Raw genomic sequence first — 20,657 nt, forward strand, 5'->3', positions numbered from 1 at the left:
GCCCGCGCGCCGTGCATCAGAAGTTGTGCACGAGGCCGATGATTTCCGTCGTGATGTTCTTGCCCGCACCCACGGCGATGCCTGGGCCTGCCGCGTCCGTGACCGTGAAAGCCGTCGATCCGTGATTACGCACGCCTGCCACGCCCGCATAGAAGCCGGTGCGCTTCGAAAGCAGATAGTCGTAGCGCAAGGCCCACGAGAGCGCGTGGCCGTCGCCGCCCGAACGCAGCCAGTACTGGCCGAAGCTCGCGAGCAAGGAGCCGCCCGCGACGTGACGGATCAGCGCGTTGACTTCGTAGAAGTCGTGGTTGGGCGTGGCGTAGGCGCTCGACATCGAACTGCTCACGCCGGTGGCGTTGCGATGCGCCTGGTAAAGCGCGGCGGTTTTCACTGCGCCGAAATCGTACGATGCGCCGATCAGGTAGTAGCGGCCCGTAGCGACCGGCGTTGTCGTGGTGAGCGTGGCGGTGGCCGCGAAGCGCTGCTGCAGATAGTCGACATCGGCGGAAAACGCGCCCGCCTTGAAGTTCAGCCCTGCCGAAAGCGTGTCGCCCAGCGATGCCGGTACGCCGCTAGAGCCGTTCGCGCCGCGCGCATACAGCGCGCGCAGCGTGAAGCCCGCGATTTCCGGCGAAGCGTAGCGCAGCGAGTTCGCGGTGCGCGCGACCGGCACGAACACGTAATTGTTGGTGGCGTTGCCCCAGGCCAGCGCGTTGAGTTCGCCGATCGAATAGGTCACGTAGCTCAGGAATAGCGGCGTGTAGTTGTTGCCCGCCTGAATCTGGCCGAACGGTCCGCGCACGCCAATCCACGCCTCGCGGTTGAAGAGCGCCGTGCTGCTGGCCATCGCGCCCGAGTTCGCGTTGAAGCCGTTCTCCAGCTTGAACACCACGGTATAGCCCGCACCCAGATCCTCCTTGCCGAAGAATCCCCAGCGCGAGGGCGCGACGGAACTTGAGGCCTCGCGCACAACGGTCTGTCCGCCGGTATTGGCGACCTGAATCGCCGTGTCGATGATGCCGTAGAGCGTGACGGACGACTGGGCGTAAGCGCCGGATGCGCCCAGTGTGGCGGCGGTCGTGACCAGGGCCGTGGTGGCGAACGGTGCAAATCTCATCTTGTCTCCTGAACGGTGCCGTCGAAATGCGGCACTCTCTGAAAGCAGGAGTTTTGTGTACGAGGGCTGGATGGTCAATAAAAAATATACAAAACTATCGAAAACACCAGGTTGTGTATTCGACTGCGGGAAATCGACAAACCGTGAGCGAAAGCACGCCCGCACGCGCCAGACGGCGCGCGGGCGTACTCAGCAAGGGAAAGGCGGCAGGGACGCGGCTGGCGGGAGGCTCAGCGCGAAGGCGGGAACAGATCGGCGTCCGCGAGGATGATGTCGGCGGTCTGGCGGTAGTGCGTGGTGAGGAGCTGGATGGCGAGCGCGGCGTCGCCGGCCACCACCGCGTCCAGCATCGACTTGTGCTCTGCGCCCTCATGGCGTTTGGGGAACACACGCCGCACGGAGAGTTGGCGGTAACGGTAGAGCTGGTCGGCCAGTTGTTCGCAGAAGTTTATGAGCCAGCGCGACTGGCAGCCGCCGATCAGCGCGCGATGGAACTCGCGATGGCGGCGCTCCCACTCGGGGTTCTCCTTGTATTCGCTGTCGCTGAGCGAACGCGGCACTTTGGAGAGCCGATGGTAGGCCAGCACGACCTCTTCTTCCCATTCGACGGAGCGGCTGGCGAAGGCTTCGCGCAGGGCGACTTCCTCCAGCCAGCAACGCGTTTTGGTGATCTCCTGCAGGTCGCTCGCGCTGATGCCGGCTACCGCGAAGCCGCGCTGGTCGCGCCGCTCGACCAACCCGTCCGACGTGAGGCGATTGAGCGCTTCGCGCACTGGCGTCTGACCGGCCTGATACTGGTCGCACAGAAACTCGATCTGGAGTTTGCGGCCCGGTTCGAGCTTGCCGTCCAGCAGGTCGGCGCGGATGCGGTCATACAGGTTCGTGGCCAGCGTGGCGGCGCTTGCGCCGCCCGCGCCCGCGGGTGGCGCGGGATAAGTCACTGTGCGGGACAAGTTCACACCTCTGCATTGTTTCGTTTGCGTGAAAGTATATCCGATCAGTCTTGCATTCCTGCTGTTTGGCGAGTCTATGGGGTTTTCCCCATGTAAATACACAAAATCATCGACAACGTAGTTTTGTATATATTATGATCGTCGGCAGATCGAAACGCAGGACCGAGGCAGGAGAGAGACAGGATGGAGACGTTGACGCTGGATCAGGCCAACCTTATTGCGGCCGCTGCGCTGGGCGCGGCTCGACGCGATGGCCTTCGCGCCATGGCGCTGGTCGTACTCGACGAGGCGGGCCAGTTGAAACTGGCGACGCGCGAAGACGGCGCCACGCCGCTGCGCGTGGAGATCGCACATGGCAAGGCCGCTGCGGCATTCGGCATGGGCGTCAATACGCGCACCCTGCACGAACGCGCCAGCGCGAATCCGGTGTTCTTCAACGCCATTGCCCCTGCGAGCGGCGGCAAGTTCATTGCGCAGACGGGGGCGGTCGTGATCGTCGCGGCGAATGGACAGGTGCTGGGCGCGATCGGCGCGAGCGGCGGCACCGGCGACGAAGACGAGGCCATCTGCATCGAGGCCCTGCGCGCAGTCGGCCTCGCGCATCGTTAAGGCTAACGCCATGCAAGCCGCTTACCGCTGCGCCTGTCACGGCATCGACGTTCACGCGCATATCGTGCCCGCCGAGTTTCCGGCTTACCTGGGCGCGCGTGCGCCGCGCGACTGGCCGTCGATGCAGGCCGCGCACGCCTGCCATCGCCATGTGGTGATCGACGAGAAGATCTACCGCACGGTGTCCGATCTGTGCTGGGACACTGAAAAGCGTATTGCCGATATGGACGCGCAGAACGTGGCGATCCAGGCGATCTCGCCGATGCCCGAATTGTTGTCCTACTGGATGGACGCCTCAGACGCGCTGCCGCTGCTGCAATACCTCAACGACACCATCGCGCGCATGACCGACGCGAGCGCGGGCCGCATGGTGGGACTGGGCGCGGTGCCACTGCAGGATGTCGACATGGCGATTGGCGAACTCGAACGCCTGATGCGCACGCCGGGCTTCGCGGGCGTGGAGATCGGCAGCAATATCAATGGCGCGCCCATTGGCGCGGCGCAGTTCGATGCCTTTTTCGAGGCCTGCGAGGCGCTGGGCGCGGCGGTGTTCGTGCATGCGCTGCGGCCCACGGGCAAGGAGCGTCTGGTGGGCCCGGCGCAACTGGTTCAGGCGCTCGCGTTTCCCACTGATGTGGGGCTGGCAGCGGCATCTGCCATTACGTCGAATCTGATCGTCAGGCATCCGAAGCTTCGCATTGCGTTCAGCCACGGCGGCGGCACGCTGGCTTCGTTGCTGCCGCGTCTGGAGCAGGCGAGCCAGGTGTTCGCGCCGCTGCGCGAAACGCTGGAGATCTCACCGCGCGAGCAGGCGCGCCGTCTCTGGTATGACTCGCTCGTGTTCGATACGCCCACGCTGCGCCACCTCGTCGAGACTTTCGGCGATACGCGTCTGATGCTGGGCACCGATTATCCGTTTGCGTTCCGCGAGCGCGATCCCGTGGGCGGCGTGCAGGCGCTCGGCCTCGACGCGGCCGCCGCGGAACGGCTCATCTATCGCAACGCCCGGGAATTCCTGGGCATCAGGAATGGAGCATGACATGACGCAGTGCCTCGTTACAGGCCTCAGAGGCATCGAGATCGGCGTGCCCGATCTCGAACTGGCCGCGCGCTTTTACGCGGACACCTGGCATCTCACCGAACTCACGCGCCGCCCGGAAAAAGTCTATTTTCGCGGCACGGGCGCGGCGCATCACATTCTCACGCTGACGCAGAGCGAGCGCGCCGATGTGCGTGCGATCGAATTCAGCGTGGCCGAAGCCGCGCATCTCGACACGCTCGCGCAGGCCATCGTCGAACACGGCGGCAAGCTGGTGTCCGGCCCCGCGCCGACGACCATGCCCGGCGGCGGCACGCTGCTCGAAGCGCTGGATCCGCAGGGGCGCGTGCTGCGCTTTATCGCAGGCGACCGCAGCCACGCCAATACGGATAGCGTGAAAGACCGTCCGATCAAGATCACGCACGTCGTCCTCAATAGCGAGAACGTGGCCGTGGCGCAGGCCTTCTTCGAAAACGCGCTGGGTTTCAGGCTCTCGGACCGCACGCGCATCATGGCCTTCATGCGTTGTTCAAGCGATCACCACAGCATCGCGCTGGCGGACGCGCAGGAAAACAGCCTCAATCATATTGCCTTCGTGATGCCCGATCTGGATTCGGTGATGCGCGGCGGCGGTCGGATGAACGACGCGGGTTATCCGATCGAGTGGGGCGTGGGCCGTCATGGTCCCGGCAATAACGTCTTTGCCTATTTTCTTGGGCCGTTCGATTTCGTTATCGAATACACGGCCGAGGTACAGCAGGTGGACGACTCCTATCGCACCGGTGGCCCGGACGACTGGAAGTGGCCGCCGGGGCGTATCGACCAGTGGGGCGTGGGACGCAATCCGTCCGACAGGCTGAAAACCGCGCAGAAGACGATCTTCTTCAAGCCGCCGCAAGCCGAATAACGATTCATTCGCATACCAGATCAATCCATTCGCATCATTTAAAAGACCATGAAACTCGTTACTTTCCGATCGGGCGAAACCACGCGCCTTGGCGTTATCGACGGCGATGACGTTGTCGACCTCAATCAAGCCGATGCTTCCGTGCCTAGCGATCTGCGTGCGGCCCTCAAGGCCGGAATCGATCTGAACGCCGCCGCGCAACGCGCCATCGCCAGCGGCGAGCATCGCGCGCCGTATGCCTCGCTCGATCTCGCGCCTGTCGTGCCGGAACCGGGCAAGATCGTTTGTCTCGGTCATAACTTCTTTGACCACGCGAAAGAGGGCGGCAATCTCAAACCGGTTTATCCGCTGATTTTCTTCCGTGGCGCGTCGTCGCTGATTGGGCATGAAGATCCGGTGATCCGCCCGCGCGTGTCGGAAAAACTCGACTACGAAGCCGAGCTCATGATCGTGATCGGCAAGCGTGCGCGCCACGTCAAGCGCGAGAATGCGCTCGATTACGTGTTCGGCTACGCGTGCTTCAACGATGTCTCGGTGCGCGACTATCAGAAGCGCACGTCGCAATGGACCATCGGCAAAAATTTCGACGGCACCGGTTCGTTCGGCCCGTGGCTCGTGACCGCAGACGATCTGCCGCCGGGCGCGGAAGGCCTGACGTTGCGCCTCATCCTCAATGGCCAGGTGATGCAGCAGGCCAGCACCAGCGACATGATCTGGGGCGTGGCCGAAACCATCGAACTGCTCAGCGAATGCCTCACGCTCGAACCGGGCGATGTGGTCGCGATGGGCACGCCCGCAGGCGTGGGCTGGGCGCGCGAACCTTCGGTGTGGCTCAAGCACGGCGACCGCGTGGAAGTGGATATCGAACGCGTGGGCCGCCTGCAAAACACCGTGCAGGACGAGCAGAACGCACCGGACGCATGACGATGGCGGCGAACAACCATTACGAAGTGGTCGTGGTGGGCTTCGGCCCATCGGGCGCGGTGGCGGCGGGTCTGCTTGGCCAGCGCGGGCGCAAGGTGCTGTGCGTCGACCGAGCGCGCGAGGTGTATGACAAGCCGCGCGCCATCGCCGTCGATCACGAAATCATGCGCGTGTTTCAGGGCCTGGGCGTGGTCGAGCGCATTGCCGAACACGTGGCCGTGTTTCCGCCCTCTGAGTATTACGGCGTGGACGGCCAGTTGATCAAGCGCATCGATACGGTGCCCAAACCCTGGCCGCTGGGCTATATGCCGACGATGGTGTTCACGCAACCGCCGGTGGAGGCCGCGCTGCGCGAGCATGCGAGCGCGTATGAATCGGTCGAAGTGGCGCTGGGGACGGAACTGGTGAGCTTCGAGGAAACCGCGCAAGGCGTGACGGTGAATCTCAAGGACGACGCAGGCAACACGCGCACCGTCACCTGCGATTACCTGATCGGTTGCGACGGCGCGTCAAGCACCGTGCGCACGCAACTCGGTATCGCGTACGAAGACCTCGTGTTCGACGAGCCGTGGCTGGTGGTGGACGTGCGCGTGAACGAGAGCGGCATTGCGAAGCTGCCGAAGGTGGCGGTCCAGTACTGCGAGCCGTCGCGTCCGTGCACGTACATCGTTGGGCCGGGCGGGCATCGTCGCTGGGAAATCATGCTGATGCCGGGCGAAGACCCGCGCGAGATGCAGACCGAGGCGCAAGTCTGGAAGCTGCTGTCGCGCTGGCTCACGCGCGAGGACGGCGAACTGTGGCGCGCCGCGAGCTATCGCTTTCATGCGCTGGTCGCGCAGGAGTGGCGGCGCGGGCGCGTGTTCATCGCGGGCGACGCGGCGCATCAACAGCCGCCGTTTATCGGCCAGGGCATGTGCCAGGGCATTCGCGACGTCGTCAATCTGGTCTGGAAGCTCGATGCGGTGATGCAGGGCGAGGCGCAGCCCGCGCTGCTCGATAGCTACGCGGCCGAACGTGGCCTGCACGTGCGACGGCTCACGACGCGCATCAAGGAGATCGGCAAGCTGATCTGCGAGCGCGACGTGGCGGCGGCGCGCGAGCGCGATGCGCGTTTGCTGCGCGAGGCGGGCGGCCAGATCAAGACGATTGCGCGCCAGGACATTGTGCCGAAGCTCGAAGCCGGGTTGCTCACCAATGCGGCGCATGCGGCCAATGGCACGCTGTTTCCGCAGCCGCGCGTGTTGAATGGCGATGGTGTCGATGAGGGCACGTTGCTCGATATCGTCGCTGGAGGCAACTGGCGCGTCGTCACGCTGGGCGGCGAAATCGTCACGGATGCCGTGCAGGTAGCCGCGAAACGCCTCGGCGCACAACTCATCGAGCTGGCGCCCGATGGCGACGGGCAACACGCGGCGGTGATGCCGCAGACGCATCGCATCGTCGAAATCGACGGCGTGCTGGCGGACTGGTTCCAGCGCAACGAATGTCGCGCGGCGATCGTGCGTCCGGATCACTACGTCTATGGCGTGGCAACCGATGCAGCGACGCTTGCCGCTGCGCTCGCGCAACTGGACGCAGCGCTACACGGCTGAAGTATCTGAAGCACCCGGTCAACCGCCCACAAGAGGCGGTGCCGGACACGACACAACACGGAGACAACCTTGGCAACATCCATCAATGTCAGGGAGGAGCTGGCGCACGCGCGCATCGGCGGCTTCCATCTGCGCTTTGCCGTACTCGTTGCGTTCATCATGTTTTTCGACGGCTACGATCTCTTCAACGCCGCCTATGTGATTCCGCTCGTGCGCCATGCGTGGCAGCCTTCGCCCACGATGATCGGCATGATGTTGTCGAGCGGTATCGTTGGTTTGTCGATAGGATCAGTGTTGCAGGGCGTAATCGCCGATCGCATTGGTCGGCGCAAGGTCATGCTCGGTGCGTTGTGGACGCTGACCGCAGCGAGTGGCCTGCTCGCGACGGTGGTGCATTCGGCCGTGGCCTTTGCGCTCGCGCGGCTCGTACTCGGCACGGCGCTGGGCATGGTCACGCCGCTCGCGCTCACCTGCATCAACGAATGGGCACCCCGGCGCAATGCCAATACATTCGCGACGTGGGTGTTCCAGTTCGGCTTTTCAGCGGGCGGAATCTTCGCGGGTATCGCCGGGCTCACGCTGACGCCGCATCTGGGCTGGCAATCGCTCTATTTCGTGGGCGTGCTTTCGGCGTTGGTTGCGCTTGCAGCGTGGCGCTGGTTGCCCGAATCGGCGCAATTCCTCGCATTGCGCGGCCGTATGGACGACGTGCGCGCGCTGCTGGTCAAGGCGCGTCCTGAACGGGCCGACGTCTATCGCGACGCTACGATCGAGACGATGCGGCCTGCCTCGCGCACCGGTTCGATCGCCGATCTGCTCTCGCGCGACTATCGTCACAACACGCTCGTACACTGGATGGCGGGTGCGCTCAGCCTGTTCTGCATTCACGGTCTCACGGGCTGGCTGCCGGCGCTGGTGGTGGCGGGCGGCGGGGCGGTATCGTCGGCGTTTGGTTATGGCACGCTGGTGATGATCGCTTCGGTATTCGGCGGGATTTCGATGGGCTGGCTCGCGGATCGTCTGCGCAGCCGCATTCGCGCCATGGTGGTGGGCTATCTGGGCGCGGGCCTCTTCATGGCGGCATTGTCCGTGGCGCTGGGCAAACCGTTCGCGATGGTGCTGGTGGCGGGCGCGGGTTTCTTCGTGTTCGGTGCGCAGGCGGTGATGAATAATTACCAGGCGATGTGCTATCGCACGGAGTTGCGCGGCACCGGCATGGGCGTGGCGGTGGGGTTGAACCGGATAGGCGGGATACTCGGGCCTGTTATCGTGGGCGTCGTCGCGTCGATCAATCCGGACCCGATGTGGACGTTCGCGCTGTTCACGCTGGCGCTGGTGCTTGCTGCGGGTGTGATCGCGCTGGGCCGCACGGAGATTGCCGCGCTGCCGGCCGATGCGGGCGATACGAACAACGCCGAAGTCACCGCGGTTCGCGCTGTGAGCCACGATCCCGGCGTAGCCGGATGAGCGTCGCGATGCGTTAGCCGGTTCCGATACCCGGCGCGCATGAGCCTTTGAATAACGACAGGCCGCCCGACGAGGCGGCCTTTTGCATGGAGACGCGCGCGATGCGCTTCAACAGACTGGACCTGAATCTGCTCGTCACGCTCGACGCCTTGCTCGACGAGCGCCGCATCACGCGTGCGGCGGAGCGTTTGAACCTGAGCCAGTCGGCGATCAGCGGCATGCTGGCGAAGCTGCGCGAATATTTCGACGACGAACTGCTGGTGCCGGTCGGGCGCAATCTCGAACTCACGCCGCTGGCGCAGGAACTGGTGCAGCCGGTGCGCGACCTGCTGCTGCAGGTGCAGACCATCGTCGCGATCGACCCGGCCTTCGACCCCGCCCACGCGCGCCGTCACTTCAAGATCGCCACCTCGGACTACGTCATCAACGTGCTGATGCATCGCGTGCTGCCCGTGATCGAACAGAGCGCGCCCAACATCACGCTGGAATTCATGCCGCAAGTGGAGGACTCGGCCGAAAAGCTGCGGCGCGGCGAATATGATCTGCTCATCATCCCGGAGCCGTTCATCGCGTCCGATCATCCGAACCTGCCGCTCTTCGACGACAGCTATACCTGTGTGGTGTGGAGCGGTAACGAGCGAGTGGGCGAACGACTGAGCGTGGAAGCGTTCGAGCGTCTCGATCATGTGGAAGCGCTGTTGGGCTGGCCGCGCGCACCGACTTACGACAGCCGCTTCATGCAGGAGCAGGGCATCCGGCGGCGCGTGCGCGTGACCACGTCGGATTTCAGTTCCATCGCGCCCGCGCTGATCGGCAGCCAGATGGTGGCGACGATGCACCGGCGTTTTGCGAGCGAGCTGGCGAAGAGATTGCCGCTGCGCCTGGTCGAACCGCCGGTCGCGATTCCCACCGTGCGCGAATTTCTGCAATGGCACGAGTATCGCGAGAAAGACCCGTGCCACCGCTGGTTGCGCGAGCGCCTGGTTGAAGCTGCGGCGGCGCTCGCGTCAGTCGATTAAAACTTCACGAAGGCGTTGAGCCAGAGCAGGTCGCCCTTGGCGGTGTTGCGCGCATAGACCTGATGCTGCCACGCGATGTAGCCGCCGTATTTCTGCGTGCCCCAGCCGATCTGCGGGCCGACGGCGACGTCGCGCACGCGGTAGCCGTCGCTGTCGACCACGTTGCCGTTGAGCGTATCGTTGGTCAGCTGGTTGTGCCAGTAGCCGCCCACGCCCGCAAAGAAGCCATAGGGCATGTGATAGTTGAGCGCGTAGTCGAGATCGGTTTCGATGCCGGATTTATAGCCGTCCGAGTGATTTTTCGCGTTGAAGATCATCTTGAACATACCGCTCAATTCCCAGCCGCGCGCGAAGAACCAGCTAGCCGCGTAGTCCGCTTGCAGCGCGTAGTAATTGCGGCCGACGTTAACCGCGCGGGTGGCTTCGTACGAGCCGGTGGGCAACACGGCGAGCAGCGAGACCATCTGGTGAAACGTCGCGCTATGCCAGCCGATCGACGGCCCCAGCGAGGTATCGCCGATGCCGCTGTTATGGCCGTTCGCATAGAGCGAACTCAGCGTCGTATCGACATAGGCCGAGGCGACTTCGAAGGCCGTGTCGCCGCCCGCGATCTTGAAGTTCTCGAATATATGCAGATAGCGCAGCGAATGCGCTTGCACGCGCAGATTGCCGTCGGGCAGCGAGTTCTTGCCGTCGTTGTTCGGGAAGCTGCTAGCGTAGACCCAGGTGTTGTAGTTGAGCAGATAGTCGCCGGGATCCTGCAGCACGCCGGAGGCAATGGTCTGCACGCCGATCGGCACGACGGTGCCGCCGCCTTCGGTGGCATGCGCTGCGCCTGCGAATGCTGCGGATAATACGATGGTTCGGAATGCGAAAGAAGCAGTTGTTTTCAAGGTCCGTGTCTCCATGTCGTGTTTTTTGTTGTGCGTGTGGTGTGGGTGTGTACGTCAGCGACGCTGCATGAAATCGAGCAGCGTCAGCGCCAGCGTGTCGTCGACGGTGTTGATCGCTTCGAGCTGGGAAAGATGGTTGTGTCCCGGTATCACGGCCACGTCGGGATCGAAGCCATGCTGGGTGACGAGGCGCGCGAACAGCTCGCCCGCCTGAATCTGCATTTGCGGCGGATCGAGTTCGGCCCAGGTGACGAGCAGCGGAAACGGCGCGCTATCGATCCGTTCCACCGTGGACATGGCCGGATAGTTCGCGAAATCGCTGCCGAAATAGGCTTCGTTGCGTGGATCGGGGCTGGGCACGCCAAACTGGCGTCGCGCGAGCTTTTCCAGATGCACGTTGTAGACGCCTGAAATCAGCAGCGCGGCGCGCGGCTCGGGCACGTTGGCGGGACGCAGGCGCTGGATCAGCGTGGCCGCCGCCACGTGCGCCGCGCCCGCCGATTCGCCGGCCACGTAGATGCGCTGCGGGTCCGCGCCCAGCGCTTCGGCGTTCGCGTAGGCCCACGCCCAGGCGGCCGCGACATCCTGCGCGCCCGAGGGCCAATGGTTCTGCGGACCCAGCCGGTAGCTGGGCAGCACGGTCACGAAACCTGCGCGCGCGAAACGCCAGCCCACGTTGGCGCGCTCGCGCCGGTCGCCGCGCACGAAGCCGCCGCCGTGCACGAACAGCAGGAGCGGGCGGCCCTTCGTCTCTTCAGAATCGCGCTCTGCGGTCGGCAGATAGACGTCGAGCTTTTGCCGTTCGTCGTCGCCATAGGCGATATCGGCGCGCAGTTCGGCGCCTTCGCGCGATTGCGTTTCGCGCAATGGCGCGTACCAGCCCTTCACCAGCGGCGGGTCGATCACCGCGCCCGTCGAGCGGATCAGGTCGGCGAGTTGCTGGGCGGTGGGGAGTGCGTGATGGCTCATCGTCGGTCTCTGTTCTACCTGCTTTAACGCGCGGCGCGCAGCGCGTGCGGCGTTTTGTGGAAGCGGCCGTCTTTCATGATGGCGGTGAGGCGCTGCTTGTCCTGGAGGATCGCCACATCGACGGTAGGATCGCCGTCGACCAGCAGCAGATCGGCGAGATAGCCCGGCGCGATGCGGCCGAGTTCGCCTTCCAGACCCATCAGTTCGCCGCCGAGCGCCGTGGCCGCATGAAGCGCCTGCGCAGGCGTATAGCCGAACAGTTCGACGAACAGTTGCAGGTCGCGTGCGTTGCGCCCGTTCGGGTTGAACGGAAAGCCGTAGTCGCCGCCCGGCAGCACGCGCACGCCGCGGCGGCGCAGTTCGGGCACCAGACGTTGCTGGAGTTCGCGCACTTCGGCGGCGCTCTGCTTCATGTGCGTCATGTCGAAATGCGGCGGCGGGTTCGCATCGAGCGTCGCCTGGATGATGCCGATGGCGGGCGCGACGAAGATGCGATCGCGCGCGGCTTCGAGCATGTCGAGTGCTTCTTCGTCGGCATAGGTGCAGTGATAGAGCACGCGAAAGCCGTTGCGCAGCGCCATTTTCACGGCCTCGCCTGCCTGCGCGTGAGCGGCGAGCCAGACGTTCGATTCCGCTGCCTGTTCGCCGGCCGCGCGCGCTTCTTCCTCGGAATAGAGCAACTGCTGCGATGCGCCGGGCTGCAACGCGTCTTCGCCGGAAAGCAGGAACTTGACCGAGCGCGCGCCCATGTCCGCGCACGAACGCACGAAGGCGCGAATGGCATCGGGGCCTACGCCGTGCGGGTCCACCTCGCCGGGGTTGAGCGCCTGCTCGTCGGCGGCGACGGGCGGCGTGCGCTCGATCGACGATGCCACGAGGCGCGGGCCGGGCATGCCGCCGGTTTCGATCTGCTCGCGCAGGGCGACTTCGACGCGCTTGCTCAGCGAGCCCGCCGAATAGGCGCTGGTGAAGCCGTGATCGAGCAGGATGCGCGCGTTGCGGGCGGTCGTGAGCACGAGTTCCTCGGGCGGCAGCGCCATGCCGGGCACGAACTTCTCGACCGAACTGGGCCAGGACAGATGCGCGTGCGCCTCGACAAGGCCCGGCATCAGCGTCGCGCCACCGCCTTCGTAGATGTCATCGTCGGGTTGGGCGAGCGAGGGTGCGCCGGGGGCAGCGAGAGCGTCGATGCGGTTGCCTTCGATGCGCACCTGCGAGGGGAAGGGCGCGGAGCCGCTGCCATCGAATACGCGAACGTTGTTGAAAACGATGCCTGCCATGTTGGAGCCTCAAAAATAGGTGCGAATTTGCTTGATTACACAAGCGGAACAATCAATGTGCCGAAGGAAGATCGAGTTGTGGCTGCACGAGAGCGAGCGCACGCAGACGGCCAAAACAGAGAAAACTGACGAACGCGATGCCAACAGCCGCGATGCCGAGCGCGCCAAAGCCGAAGCGCACGATCAGCACGCCGCCAAGCAGTGGCCCCACCGCCGATCCCGCCATCAGCATCGCCGGGGTATAGGCGACGGCGCGGCCCGTGGCGTCCAGCTTCGCGAGCAGGCCGAACAGGAAGGTGTGCGTGAAGATCATCGCGAAGACCCACAGGCTGGCGGCGAGCGCGTAGGGCGCGAAGCTCGTGCTGTTGCCAATCACGAGGGCGAGCACGGCCTGCGCGAGCGGCCCGGCCAGCGCCACGTTGCGGGCGTCGAAGCGGCGCTGGAGCAGCGCCGCAAGCACGGGCGGCAGCAGATTGACGAGGCCGACGGCGATCAGCACGGCGTTCACATGCGCTTCGCCGAACCCGCGCGCCAGGCCGATGCGTTGCGCGAAGCTGAACACCATTGCCTGGTTGATCGCCATGAAGACGATGCCGGCAATTGCGCTCCAGCAGCCGCGTTCGAGCCGTGCGCCGCGTGCTTGAGCGAATCGCCGCGCTGCGTCCCTGGCATCGATGCCCTGAAGCCCGGCGGGCCATGCCACGGCAAGCGCTACGCTCGCAACCAGCGACAGGCCAACGAACACGACGAACAGCAGCGCGCCGCCATGCGTGCTCACGAGCGGTGGAACGGCCGCGAAGTAGACGACGCCGAAAACGGCCAGAGCCAGATGGCCCATCGCGAAGAGTCGGTGCGGATTAGCGGTTTTGCCGATCGCGCCATGCACGACCGACAGGCCGCAGCCGATGCCCGCGCCTGCCAGTGCATGGGCGGCGAACATCGCGCCGAACGTCGTGACTTGCGTGGCGACGCCGAAGCCGCAAGCCGCAACGAAGAAGCCGAGCGCCGCAGCCAGCCGCCCCGGCAGGCGCGCGAACAGCGGCGCGACGCACACGGAACACAGCACCGCGAAGGCGAGATAAGTGGTGGCGAGCGCGCCCGCCCGCTGGGCGTCGAAGTGGAAGCCGTCGATCAGCGTGTTGACCCAGACGGGAAGCGCCACCAGATCGATCATTCCCGCGACGTGGGCGACCACCAGTGCGCCATTCGATCCTTGGCGTGGGGGCATGTCTGTCTCCATTTGTTTTGATTTCGCGCAAAGTGGGGCGCGTTGCGAAAGTGTAGAGAGACATCGCCGCACCAGCCCGCGCGTTTCGCGATGCCACATATCGCGATTTGCGAGGGTTGGCCGGGCGGGACTCGGGCAAGCTCCCTATCGCGATATCGACGATAAGAATCGAAAACAAAACAATGGAGACAGAGATGCCCAGGCATTCCGGAGGCAGGCGCGCGATCGCGGCCTGTACGCGCATTTGCGCGATCAAGCGCTTGAATCGTGGCGCGGCGTTGGGTGTGGCGCTGGCGCTCGCCGCCTGCGGCGGCACGCTCGGCGGCGCGGACAGCGCCACGCCATGGCCCGCGAGCGTGAGCGCGGCCAGCTATCTGCCCGATACGGGTAGCGTGCACCCGGTGAAGGTGGTGAGCGTGTCAGGCTCGGTGACGGGCGCGGATGCGCTGCTCACGGGCGGCGCACTCACGCTCAAATACGTGGCGGGCGGCACTGCGCCCACGGTGGTGCTGGATTACGGTCACGAAGTCGGCGGCCTGCCGACCTTCGGCGTCGCCGCGCAGAGCGGTGAGCCGACGCTTTCCGCGACGTTCAGCGAAAGCCGCACCACCGCGACGACCGGCGACGTGAGCGCGGGCCTGACCGTCTCGGTCGATCCGCAGCGCACGAGCCTCTTCCCGTTGAGCGCGACCGGCACGATCCAGTCGAGCAGCGTGCAGGGTGGCGAGCGCTACGAAACCTTGTCGCTTGCCACGCCGGGCGAGGTGACGCTCGACAGCGTCGCCATTCAATCGCTGTATGTTGCGCCCACGGCAACGACATCGGCCACGCGCGGCAGCTTCGTCTCCAGCTCCGATACGCTCAACCGCATCTGGGCGGCGGGCGCGTACACCGTGGAAATGGACCGCCTGGCCGCAACGGCGCTGCCGCTTGCGTGGCAGGTTTCGACCGAAGGCATGACGATTGGCACCAGCGGCACGGGCATCGTGCAAAAGAGCGGCGCGTGGCCCTCCGACTATGCGATGGCCTTCGACGTGCGCGTGAATCGCAATAGCGCGGGCTGGACCATGCGCGATTCGGGCAATCTCACGAGCCTGCGCTTCGTGCTGCATTCGGCAAGCGATACGCAAGGCACGCCCAACACGCTAGAACTCGACGCGTACAGCACGTTCGCGGGCGGCGCGGTCAAGCTCGGCGAACTGCCGGTGTCGGCGGGGATTGCGACGGGCGCGTGGCATAGCGTCAGCACGTCGGTCAGCGGCAATACGGTGAGCGTGACGCTGGATGGCGCGAATCTGGGCACGCTGGACGCGTCAGGCGCGGCGTCGATTTTGCTCACGAATTACGGCAGCGCGGGCTTCTTCAACGTGCCCGCGAGCCAGGCCACATACCGCAATCTGGCGATTACAGCGAATGGAGCGTCGCTCTACGCCAATACGCTGATGACGTCCAGCGCACTGGACGACTTCTCGGCCAACACGAACGCATTGCCGTTGCTGATTGACGGCGCGAAGCGCGACCGCACCGTGTGGTCCGGCGACATCGCTGTGGAACTGCCCACGGTGTTCTACACGACCGCGCAAAGCGACGCCGTGGCCGGATCGATCCGCCTGCTGGGCAGCTACCGGCTGGCGAATGGCGAGGTGTCCACTACGCATAGTCCGCAGGACCCGCTGATCGGCACGGTCGCGGATGCTTATGGCTCATCGAATTTTTATTCGACGCAATATTCGATGTATTTCGTCACAGTATTGCACGACTATTACCTGTATTCGGGCGATGCGGCGTTGCTGGCGCAGCAATGGAGCGCGGCGCAAGGCGAGTTGAGCTATCTGCAAACGCAGGTCGATTCGAACGGGCTGATTTCGGTGGACGCAAGCAATGCGCAGGACTGGTTGCCGGATTTCGCTAGTCCCGTGGTGGGCGAGGTTGCGTCGACAAATATGTTGTACTACCAGGTATTGAGCGACGCTGCAGAGCTGGCGGCCGCGATGGGCGATGCCAGCACATCGTCGGTCTATGCGCAGCGCGCCGCCACGCTGAAACAGGCCATCAACGCGCGGCTGTACAACGCCGCTGGCGGCTACTACGGCATGAGCGCGACCAGCATGAGCGCCGTGGCGCAGGATGCCAATGCGCTCGCGGTGGTGACCGGCGTTGCCTCGCCATCCAGCGCTGCGACGGTGCTGGCGAGCGTCGCGCAGAAACTGGCGAATCCCTATGGACGTCTGGCATTTTCGTCGGACAGCAGACGCACGGCGGTCGTCAGTCCGTTTGCGAGCGATATGGAAGTGCGTGCGCGCCTCGCGAGCGGGGATACACGCGGGGCATTGAGTCTGATCGATACGCTGTGGGGCAATATGATCGCCGATGGCGACAACTACACGGGTACGGTGTGGGAAGCGCTCGGCACCAACGGCTTGCCGGTGAGTTCGCAGACGAGTCTCGCGCATGGCTGGTCGTCGGGGCCGACTTCGGCGCTGTCGCGCTATGTGCTCGGCGTGCGGCCCGTGGCGGCGGGGTTCAAGCAATGGCTTATCAAGCCGCAGACCGGCGATCTGCAATGGGCCACAGGCACGACGCCCACGCCGTATGGCGCGATTGCCGTCAAGTGGGGCCGTACGCAGAACGGTGTGTTCAGGATCGATGTGACGGTGCCCGCGGGAACGACCGGCAGCATCGCGTTGCCGGCTGGCGGGACGGTCAAGGTGAACGGCGCAGTGAGCGCTGCGTCGTCGACGTCGGCTCTCGATCCCGGCGGCGTGGCATCGGATGGGAGTGCTTATCAATATCTCAACGGCGTGGGGCCGGGGAGCTATTCGATTGTCGTGGGCGGGTGATGCGCGGCCGTGACGCTCAGGCGTCACGCGCCGGCACGACAATATCGCTGCGCAGGAATCACGAATGCGCGTACACAACCGAATCCAGATAAGCCAGTTGGCCGTCGTTTTCTGCCTGGATCAGTTCCTGATACACCTGGGCGCGCGTCTTCTGTGCAACGGGTTGGCCATACGGCGGCACCCACGCGCCATCGGCGGTCTTGATCTGGGTTGCGGTTTGTGCAGCCACGCCTGCCTGGTTGGCGGCTTGCGGCGCCGATTGAGCGTGTGCGAGAGCCGAAACGAGCAGGGTGGCGGCGATTGCAGCTTGAATAGCGATCTTCATGATGGCGTTCCTTGATAAAAGTTCGGAGGAGGGCAGAGCGCCCACGGAACGCACGATAGCGGAGGCTTCCGAACACAACCCCAGCATAAACATGAAGAGAAATTCATTCTGGCCCGGCCCGCGCCGCCGTCGGGTGCGCGCCCGGATGAAACGATTTTCATGTTGAGCGCTTTTCGACGATTGCCCCTGTGACTTCCTCAATCGCCTCCCTAACGATTGCCTTAACGTTTTCTTGACGCCCCTTTCCTTACTATCGCGAATGATTTTCATTTGCGATATAGGATAACAAGATGGTGTTGAGTCGGGGAACGTGGGGCAGGCCGTCGGCGCTGTTGACGAATTTATTGAGCGCGACGGTGGGCTGCGTAGCCGTGGCCAATGTGCACGCGCAGACCGTGGCGAATCCGCCGGTGTCCGCGGTAGCCGATACGGCGAAAGCAGCGAAAGCAGCAACCGCAGCGGGCGCATCAGGCGCATCGGAGGCGGGCGCGTCGTCGGCCGCATCGGCGATTTTGCCCGCCGTGAAGATCAGCGGACAAAACGCCCCTTATCAAACGAAGTATCTGCAATCCGATCAATTCACGGCGCCGATTCTCGATATGGCGCAGAGCGTGGCGATCGTGCCCAAGCGCGTGCTCGAGGAGCAGCAGGCGCAAAGTCTGCAGGACATCCTCAAGAACGTGCCTGGCATTACCTTCACTTCCGGCGAGGGCAATCTTGGCTGGGGCGATATGTTCACGATTCGCGGGTTTTCCGGCGAGCAGAGCATTACGATCGACGGTCTGCGCGACGCGGGACTGGCGAGCCGTTCAGATACCTTCGACGTCGAACGCGTCGAGGTCTTCAAAGGCACGGGCACCATCGAATCGGGCGTGGCCGCGCCGGGCGGCAGCGTCAATCTCGTCACGAAAGAGGCGCATCTGGGCGATGCGTATCATCTTTCGACCACGCTTGGCAGTGCGCGTTATCGGCGTGTGACGGCGGATTTGGACAAGCAGATCGGCGAGCATACGGCGCTGCGCCTGAACTTGATGCGTCATACGCAGGATGTGGATGAGCGCGCCAATGTGCACGACGACCGCTGGGGCGTGGCGGGATCGCTGGCGATGGGACTCGGCACGCCGACGCGTGTGACGCTCGATTACTTCCACCAGCAGGACAACAACGTGCCCGATACCGGCGTGCCGATCGAACGCGGCACCGGCGGCAAGACGTTCCCGGGCGTGGCCCGCAACGCGTGGTATGGCGATCCGAATCTGTATAAGGACCATTCGACCACCAATCGTGCGACCATCAAGGTCGAACACGATTTCAACGACAACACCCGCATTTCCAATATCACCCGCTGGGAGCAGACCGATCGCACGACGGTGCTCGCGCCCGCGCGTTTCAATTCGACCAGCGGTACGTCGTATGGCTATACGGGAACGGGTTCGCTGGTGACGAGCGGTGCGGGCATTCTGTCGTATAGCGGTGTGACCGCCGATGCCAATCTTTCTCCGCTGGCGGTTCTGCGCGGCAATAACTACGGGACGTCGAAACGCTACGACATTCTTGCGAACGAGACCAACGTCAACACCTCGTTCGATACGGCGGGACTGCATCACGATCTGGTGATTGGCGCGGAGTTTTATCACGAGCGATATGGCGATCTGCCGCGCAGCGTGCTCGCGCCATCGACCAACCCGGTGATGGATCTCACCAACGCGTATGGCGTGTCGATGGGCGGCGTCAATACGATGGAGGGCACGACGGGCGACTACGCGGCAGTCAACGATGCCGGTGTTTATGTGCGCGATACGGTGACCATCACGCCGAAGTGGATCGTGGAAGGCGCGGCGCGCTACGACCGTTTCTGGGTCAAGCAGGTGAGCGGCGCGGCTAATGCCCACACAGTCCTGAACACCAGCGACGGCGCATTTAGCGGGCGTATCGGCGTGACCTACAAGCCGCTGCCGTTTGGCAGCATTTACGCGAGCTACGCGCGTGCGGCTCAGCCTTCGGCGGTGGGCGCTACCACCAACAACACGATTTACGGCGCAACGTCTTCGGCGGTCGCCAATCTCAAGCCGGCTGTCGCGCAGACCTATGAACTGGGCACGAAATGGGATCTGCTGAATCAGCGTCTGTCGCTGACCAGCGCGATTTTCCGCACCGAACTCAGCGATTCGTGGGATTACGGCGATACGACATCGAGCGTGGTGCGTGAATTGCCGCCCAAGCGTGTCGATGGCATCGAACTGGGCGTATCGGGCAATATCACCGATAAATGGTCGGCGTTCGCGGGCGTGGCGGCGATGCGCGGGCGCATCACCAAGGGCGTGAATGCGGGACAGCGCCCTGCCAATGTGCCGAATGCGACCTTCAATCTCTGGACCACGTATGCGGTGACGCCGAAATTCTCGGTGAGCTACGGCGTGCAATATGTCGGTACGCGTCGCTATACGGACAACGAATATGTGGGCGGTCAGAACAACAACAGCAGCACGGTGAGTGGTTCGAGCGGCAAGCATCCGGCCTATGTCTACGATGCCGAAAAGGCGCCGTCGTTCTGGCTGCATTCGCTGGCGGCGCACTACGAGGTCAATAAGAATCTCTCGCTGAGCCTCAATGTGCAGAACCTGTTCAACAAGTTCTATTACTCGGCCATTGGCGCATCGCTCGACGGATTCCAGCTTTACGGCGTGCCCGGCGCGGGCCGCACGGTGCTGCTTTCTGCCGACGTGCGTTTCTGATCGGCCAGGAAAGTCAGCCATGACGGCGGCCCGCGTAGAGTGGGCCGCCGTTTCGTGTCATTCAAAGAGTCGAAAATGATCGTGGAAATTCCGGGCGTATTCAGCCCGAAAGAAGCACAGTATCTCGTGGATAAATTGCGCACTGCGCAGTGGGTCGACGGAAAAGTCACAGCGGGCGCGCAATCGCAGCGTGTCAAGCACAACCGGCAACTGGATGGCGACGACCCATTGGGCCGGGAAATCGGCGACGAAATCATCAACCGGCTCGCCAAGGACGCGGTGTTCATGTCGGCGGCCTTGCCCAAGCGCATCTATCCGCCGCTTTTCAATTGCTATGGAATGGGTGAATCATTCGGATTCCATATCGATAACGCGGTGCGTGGAATCCGGGCTTCACGTGAGCGCGTGCGCACGGACCTATCCGCCACGCTGTTTCTCTCCGATCCCGATAGTTACGACGGCGGCGAACTGGTCATACGCGATACGTACGGCGAGCAACGCGTCAAACTCAAGGCCGGGAGCATGATCCTGTACCCGGGTTCGAGCGTGCACAAAGTGGAGCCTGTGACGCGCGGCGAGCGCGTCGCTTCATTCTTCTGGATCGAAAGCCTCGTGCGTGAAGACGCACAGCGCAGTCTGCTGCTCGATATGGACGTGGCGATCCAGCGTCTCACGCAGCAGGAGGCGAGCGAAGAGTCGCTCGTGCAGCTTACCGGCTGCTATCACAACCTGCTGCGCATGTGGGCCGATAGTTGACCCG

General features: G+C 64.0%; 17 protein-coding genes. 10 read left to right on the forward strand and 7 right to left on the reverse strand.

Features of this window, described 5'->3' with window-relative positions:
• Window positions 1-16 precede the first annotated feature (16 nt).
• Both F3J17_RS12965 and F3J17_RS12970 read right to left on the reverse strand, forming a co-directional pair.
• Entirely contained in the window at window positions 17-1,117 is a 1,101-nt protein-coding gene (locus F3J17_RS12965) for a porin (RefSeq protein WP_167058565.1), read from the reverse strand.
• 230 nt (window positions 1,118-1,347) lie between these two features.
• The gene (locus F3J17_RS12970) at window positions 1,348-2,076 is read right to left on the reverse strand and encodes a GntR family transcriptional regulator (protein ID WP_167058568.1); all 729 of its coding nucleotides are present in this window, start codon (window positions 2,074-2,076) and stop codon (window positions 1,348-1,350) included.
• A 177-nt stretch (window positions 2,077-2,253) separates the two neighbouring features.
• On the opposite strand from F3J17_RS12970, the gene F3J17_RS12975 reads away from it, so the two are divergent.
• The 7 genes from F3J17_RS12975 to F3J17_RS13005 all read left to right on the forward strand — a co-directional run bounded on the left by F3J17_RS12975 (window position 2,254) and on the right by F3J17_RS13005 (window position 9,627).
• Entirely contained in the window at window positions 2,254-2,679 is a 426-nt protein-coding gene (locus tag F3J17_RS12975) for a heme-binding protein (RefSeq protein WP_167058571.1), read from the forward strand.
• A 10-nt stretch (window positions 2,680-2,689) separates the two neighbouring features.
• Window positions 2,690-3,718, forward strand: a complete 1,029-nt coding sequence (locus F3J17_RS12980) for an amidohydrolase family protein (protein ID WP_167058574.1) — start codon at window positions 2,690-2,692, stop codon at window positions 3,716-3,718.
• 1 nt (window position 3,719) lies between these two features.
• Complete coding sequence (locus tag F3J17_RS12985; RefSeq protein ID WP_205194767.1) at window positions 3,720-4,625, forward strand: VOC family protein; 906 nt, start codon at window positions 3,720-3,722, stop codon at window positions 4,623-4,625.
• Between the two features lie 48 nt (window positions 4,626-4,673).
• Window positions 4,674-5,549: a fumarylacetoacetate hydrolase family protein gene (locus tag F3J17_RS12990; RefSeq protein WP_167058578.1), complete on the forward strand. Its 876-nt coding sequence runs from the start codon at window positions 4,674-4,676 to the stop codon at window positions 5,547-5,549.
• Entirely contained in the window at window positions 5,546-7,141 is a 1,596-nt protein-coding gene (locus F3J17_RS12995) for a bifunctional 3-(3-hydroxy-phenyl)propionate/3-hydroxycinnamic acid hydroxylase (protein ID WP_167058580.1), read from the forward strand. Before F3J17_RS12990 ends, F3J17_RS12995 begins: the two co-directional genes overlap by 4 nt.
• A gap of 69 nt (window positions 7,142-7,210) precedes the next feature.
• A complete protein-coding gene (locus tag F3J17_RS13000) occupies window positions 7,211-8,608 on the forward strand; it encodes an MFS transporter (RefSeq protein ID WP_167058582.1) in 1,398 nt (465 codons plus the stop codon).
• A gap of 101 nt (window positions 8,609-8,709) precedes the next feature.
• Window positions 8,710-9,627: a LysR family transcriptional regulator gene (locus F3J17_RS13005; RefSeq protein WP_167058584.1), complete on the forward strand. Its 918-nt coding sequence runs from the start codon at window positions 8,710-8,712 to the stop codon at window positions 9,625-9,627.
• Here the strand turns inward: F3J17_RS13005 and F3J17_RS13010 are convergent.
• From F3J17_RS13010 to F3J17_RS13025, 4 genes are read right to left on the reverse strand one after another with little or no spacing between them, the layout of a single operon-like run.
• Window positions 9,624-10,520 (reverse strand): transporter, encoded by an 897-nt coding sequence (locus tag F3J17_RS13010; RefSeq protein WP_167058586.1) that lies wholly within the window; start codon window positions 10,518-10,520, stop codon window positions 9,624-9,626. The genes F3J17_RS13005 and F3J17_RS13010 overlap by 4 nt on opposite strands.
• Before the next feature lie 54 nt (window positions 10,521-10,574).
• Window positions 10,575-11,489 carry an alpha/beta hydrolase gene (locus F3J17_RS13015; protein ID WP_167058588.1) on the reverse strand — a complete coding sequence of 305 codons (915 nt, stop codon included), beginning with the start codon at window positions 11,487-11,489 and terminating at the stop codon, window positions 10,575-10,577.
• 23 nt (window positions 11,490-11,512) lie between these two features.
• Window positions 11,513-12,769: an amidohydrolase family protein gene (locus F3J17_RS13020; protein WP_167058590.1), complete on the reverse strand. Its 1,257-nt coding sequence runs from the start codon at window positions 12,767-12,769 to the stop codon at window positions 11,513-11,515.
• 52 nt (window positions 12,770-12,821) lie between these two features.
• Complete coding sequence (locus tag F3J17_RS13025) at window positions 12,822-13,997, reverse strand: MFS transporter (protein WP_167058592.1); 1,176 nt, start codon at window positions 13,995-13,997, stop codon at window positions 12,822-12,824.
• 194 nt (window positions 13,998-14,191) lie between these two features.
• Between F3J17_RS13025 and F3J17_RS13030 the strand changes: the two genes are divergently transcribed.
• Window positions 14,192-16,837 (forward strand): alpha-L-rhamnosidase C-terminal domain-containing protein, encoded by a 2,646-nt coding sequence (locus tag F3J17_RS13030; protein WP_167058594.1) that lies wholly within the window; start codon window positions 14,192-14,194, stop codon window positions 16,835-16,837.
• Between the two features lie 58 nt (window positions 16,838-16,895).
• Here F3J17_RS13030 and F3J17_RS13035 read toward each other — a convergent pair whose 3' ends face one another.
• Window positions 16,896-17,162: a DUF4148 domain-containing protein gene (locus F3J17_RS13035; RefSeq protein WP_167058596.1), complete on the reverse strand. Its 267-nt coding sequence runs from the start codon at window positions 17,160-17,162 to the stop codon at window positions 16,896-16,898.
• Between the two features lie 290 nt (window positions 17,163-17,452).
• Here F3J17_RS13035 and F3J17_RS13040 point away from each other — a divergent pair, with 290 nt between their 5' ends.
• Both F3J17_RS13040 and F3J17_RS13045 read left to right on the forward strand, forming a co-directional pair.
• Window positions 17,453-19,897 carry a TonB-dependent siderophore receptor gene (locus F3J17_RS13040; protein WP_167058597.1) on the forward strand — a complete coding sequence of 815 codons (2,445 nt, stop codon included), beginning with the start codon at window positions 17,453-17,455 and terminating at the stop codon, window positions 19,895-19,897.
• A gap of 75 nt (window positions 19,898-19,972) precedes the next feature.
• A complete protein-coding gene (locus tag F3J17_RS13045) occupies window positions 19,973-20,653 on the forward strand; it encodes a Fe2+-dependent dioxygenase (protein WP_167058599.1) in 681 nt (226 codons plus the stop codon).
• Window positions 20,654-20,657: the final 4 nt, after the last annotated feature.

Origin of the sequence: Burkholderia sp. Ax-1719, assembly GCF_011753055.1 — a bacterium.
Taxonomy (GTDB): domain Bacteria; phylum Pseudomonadota; class Gammaproteobacteria; order Burkholderiales; family Burkholderiaceae; genus Paraburkholderia.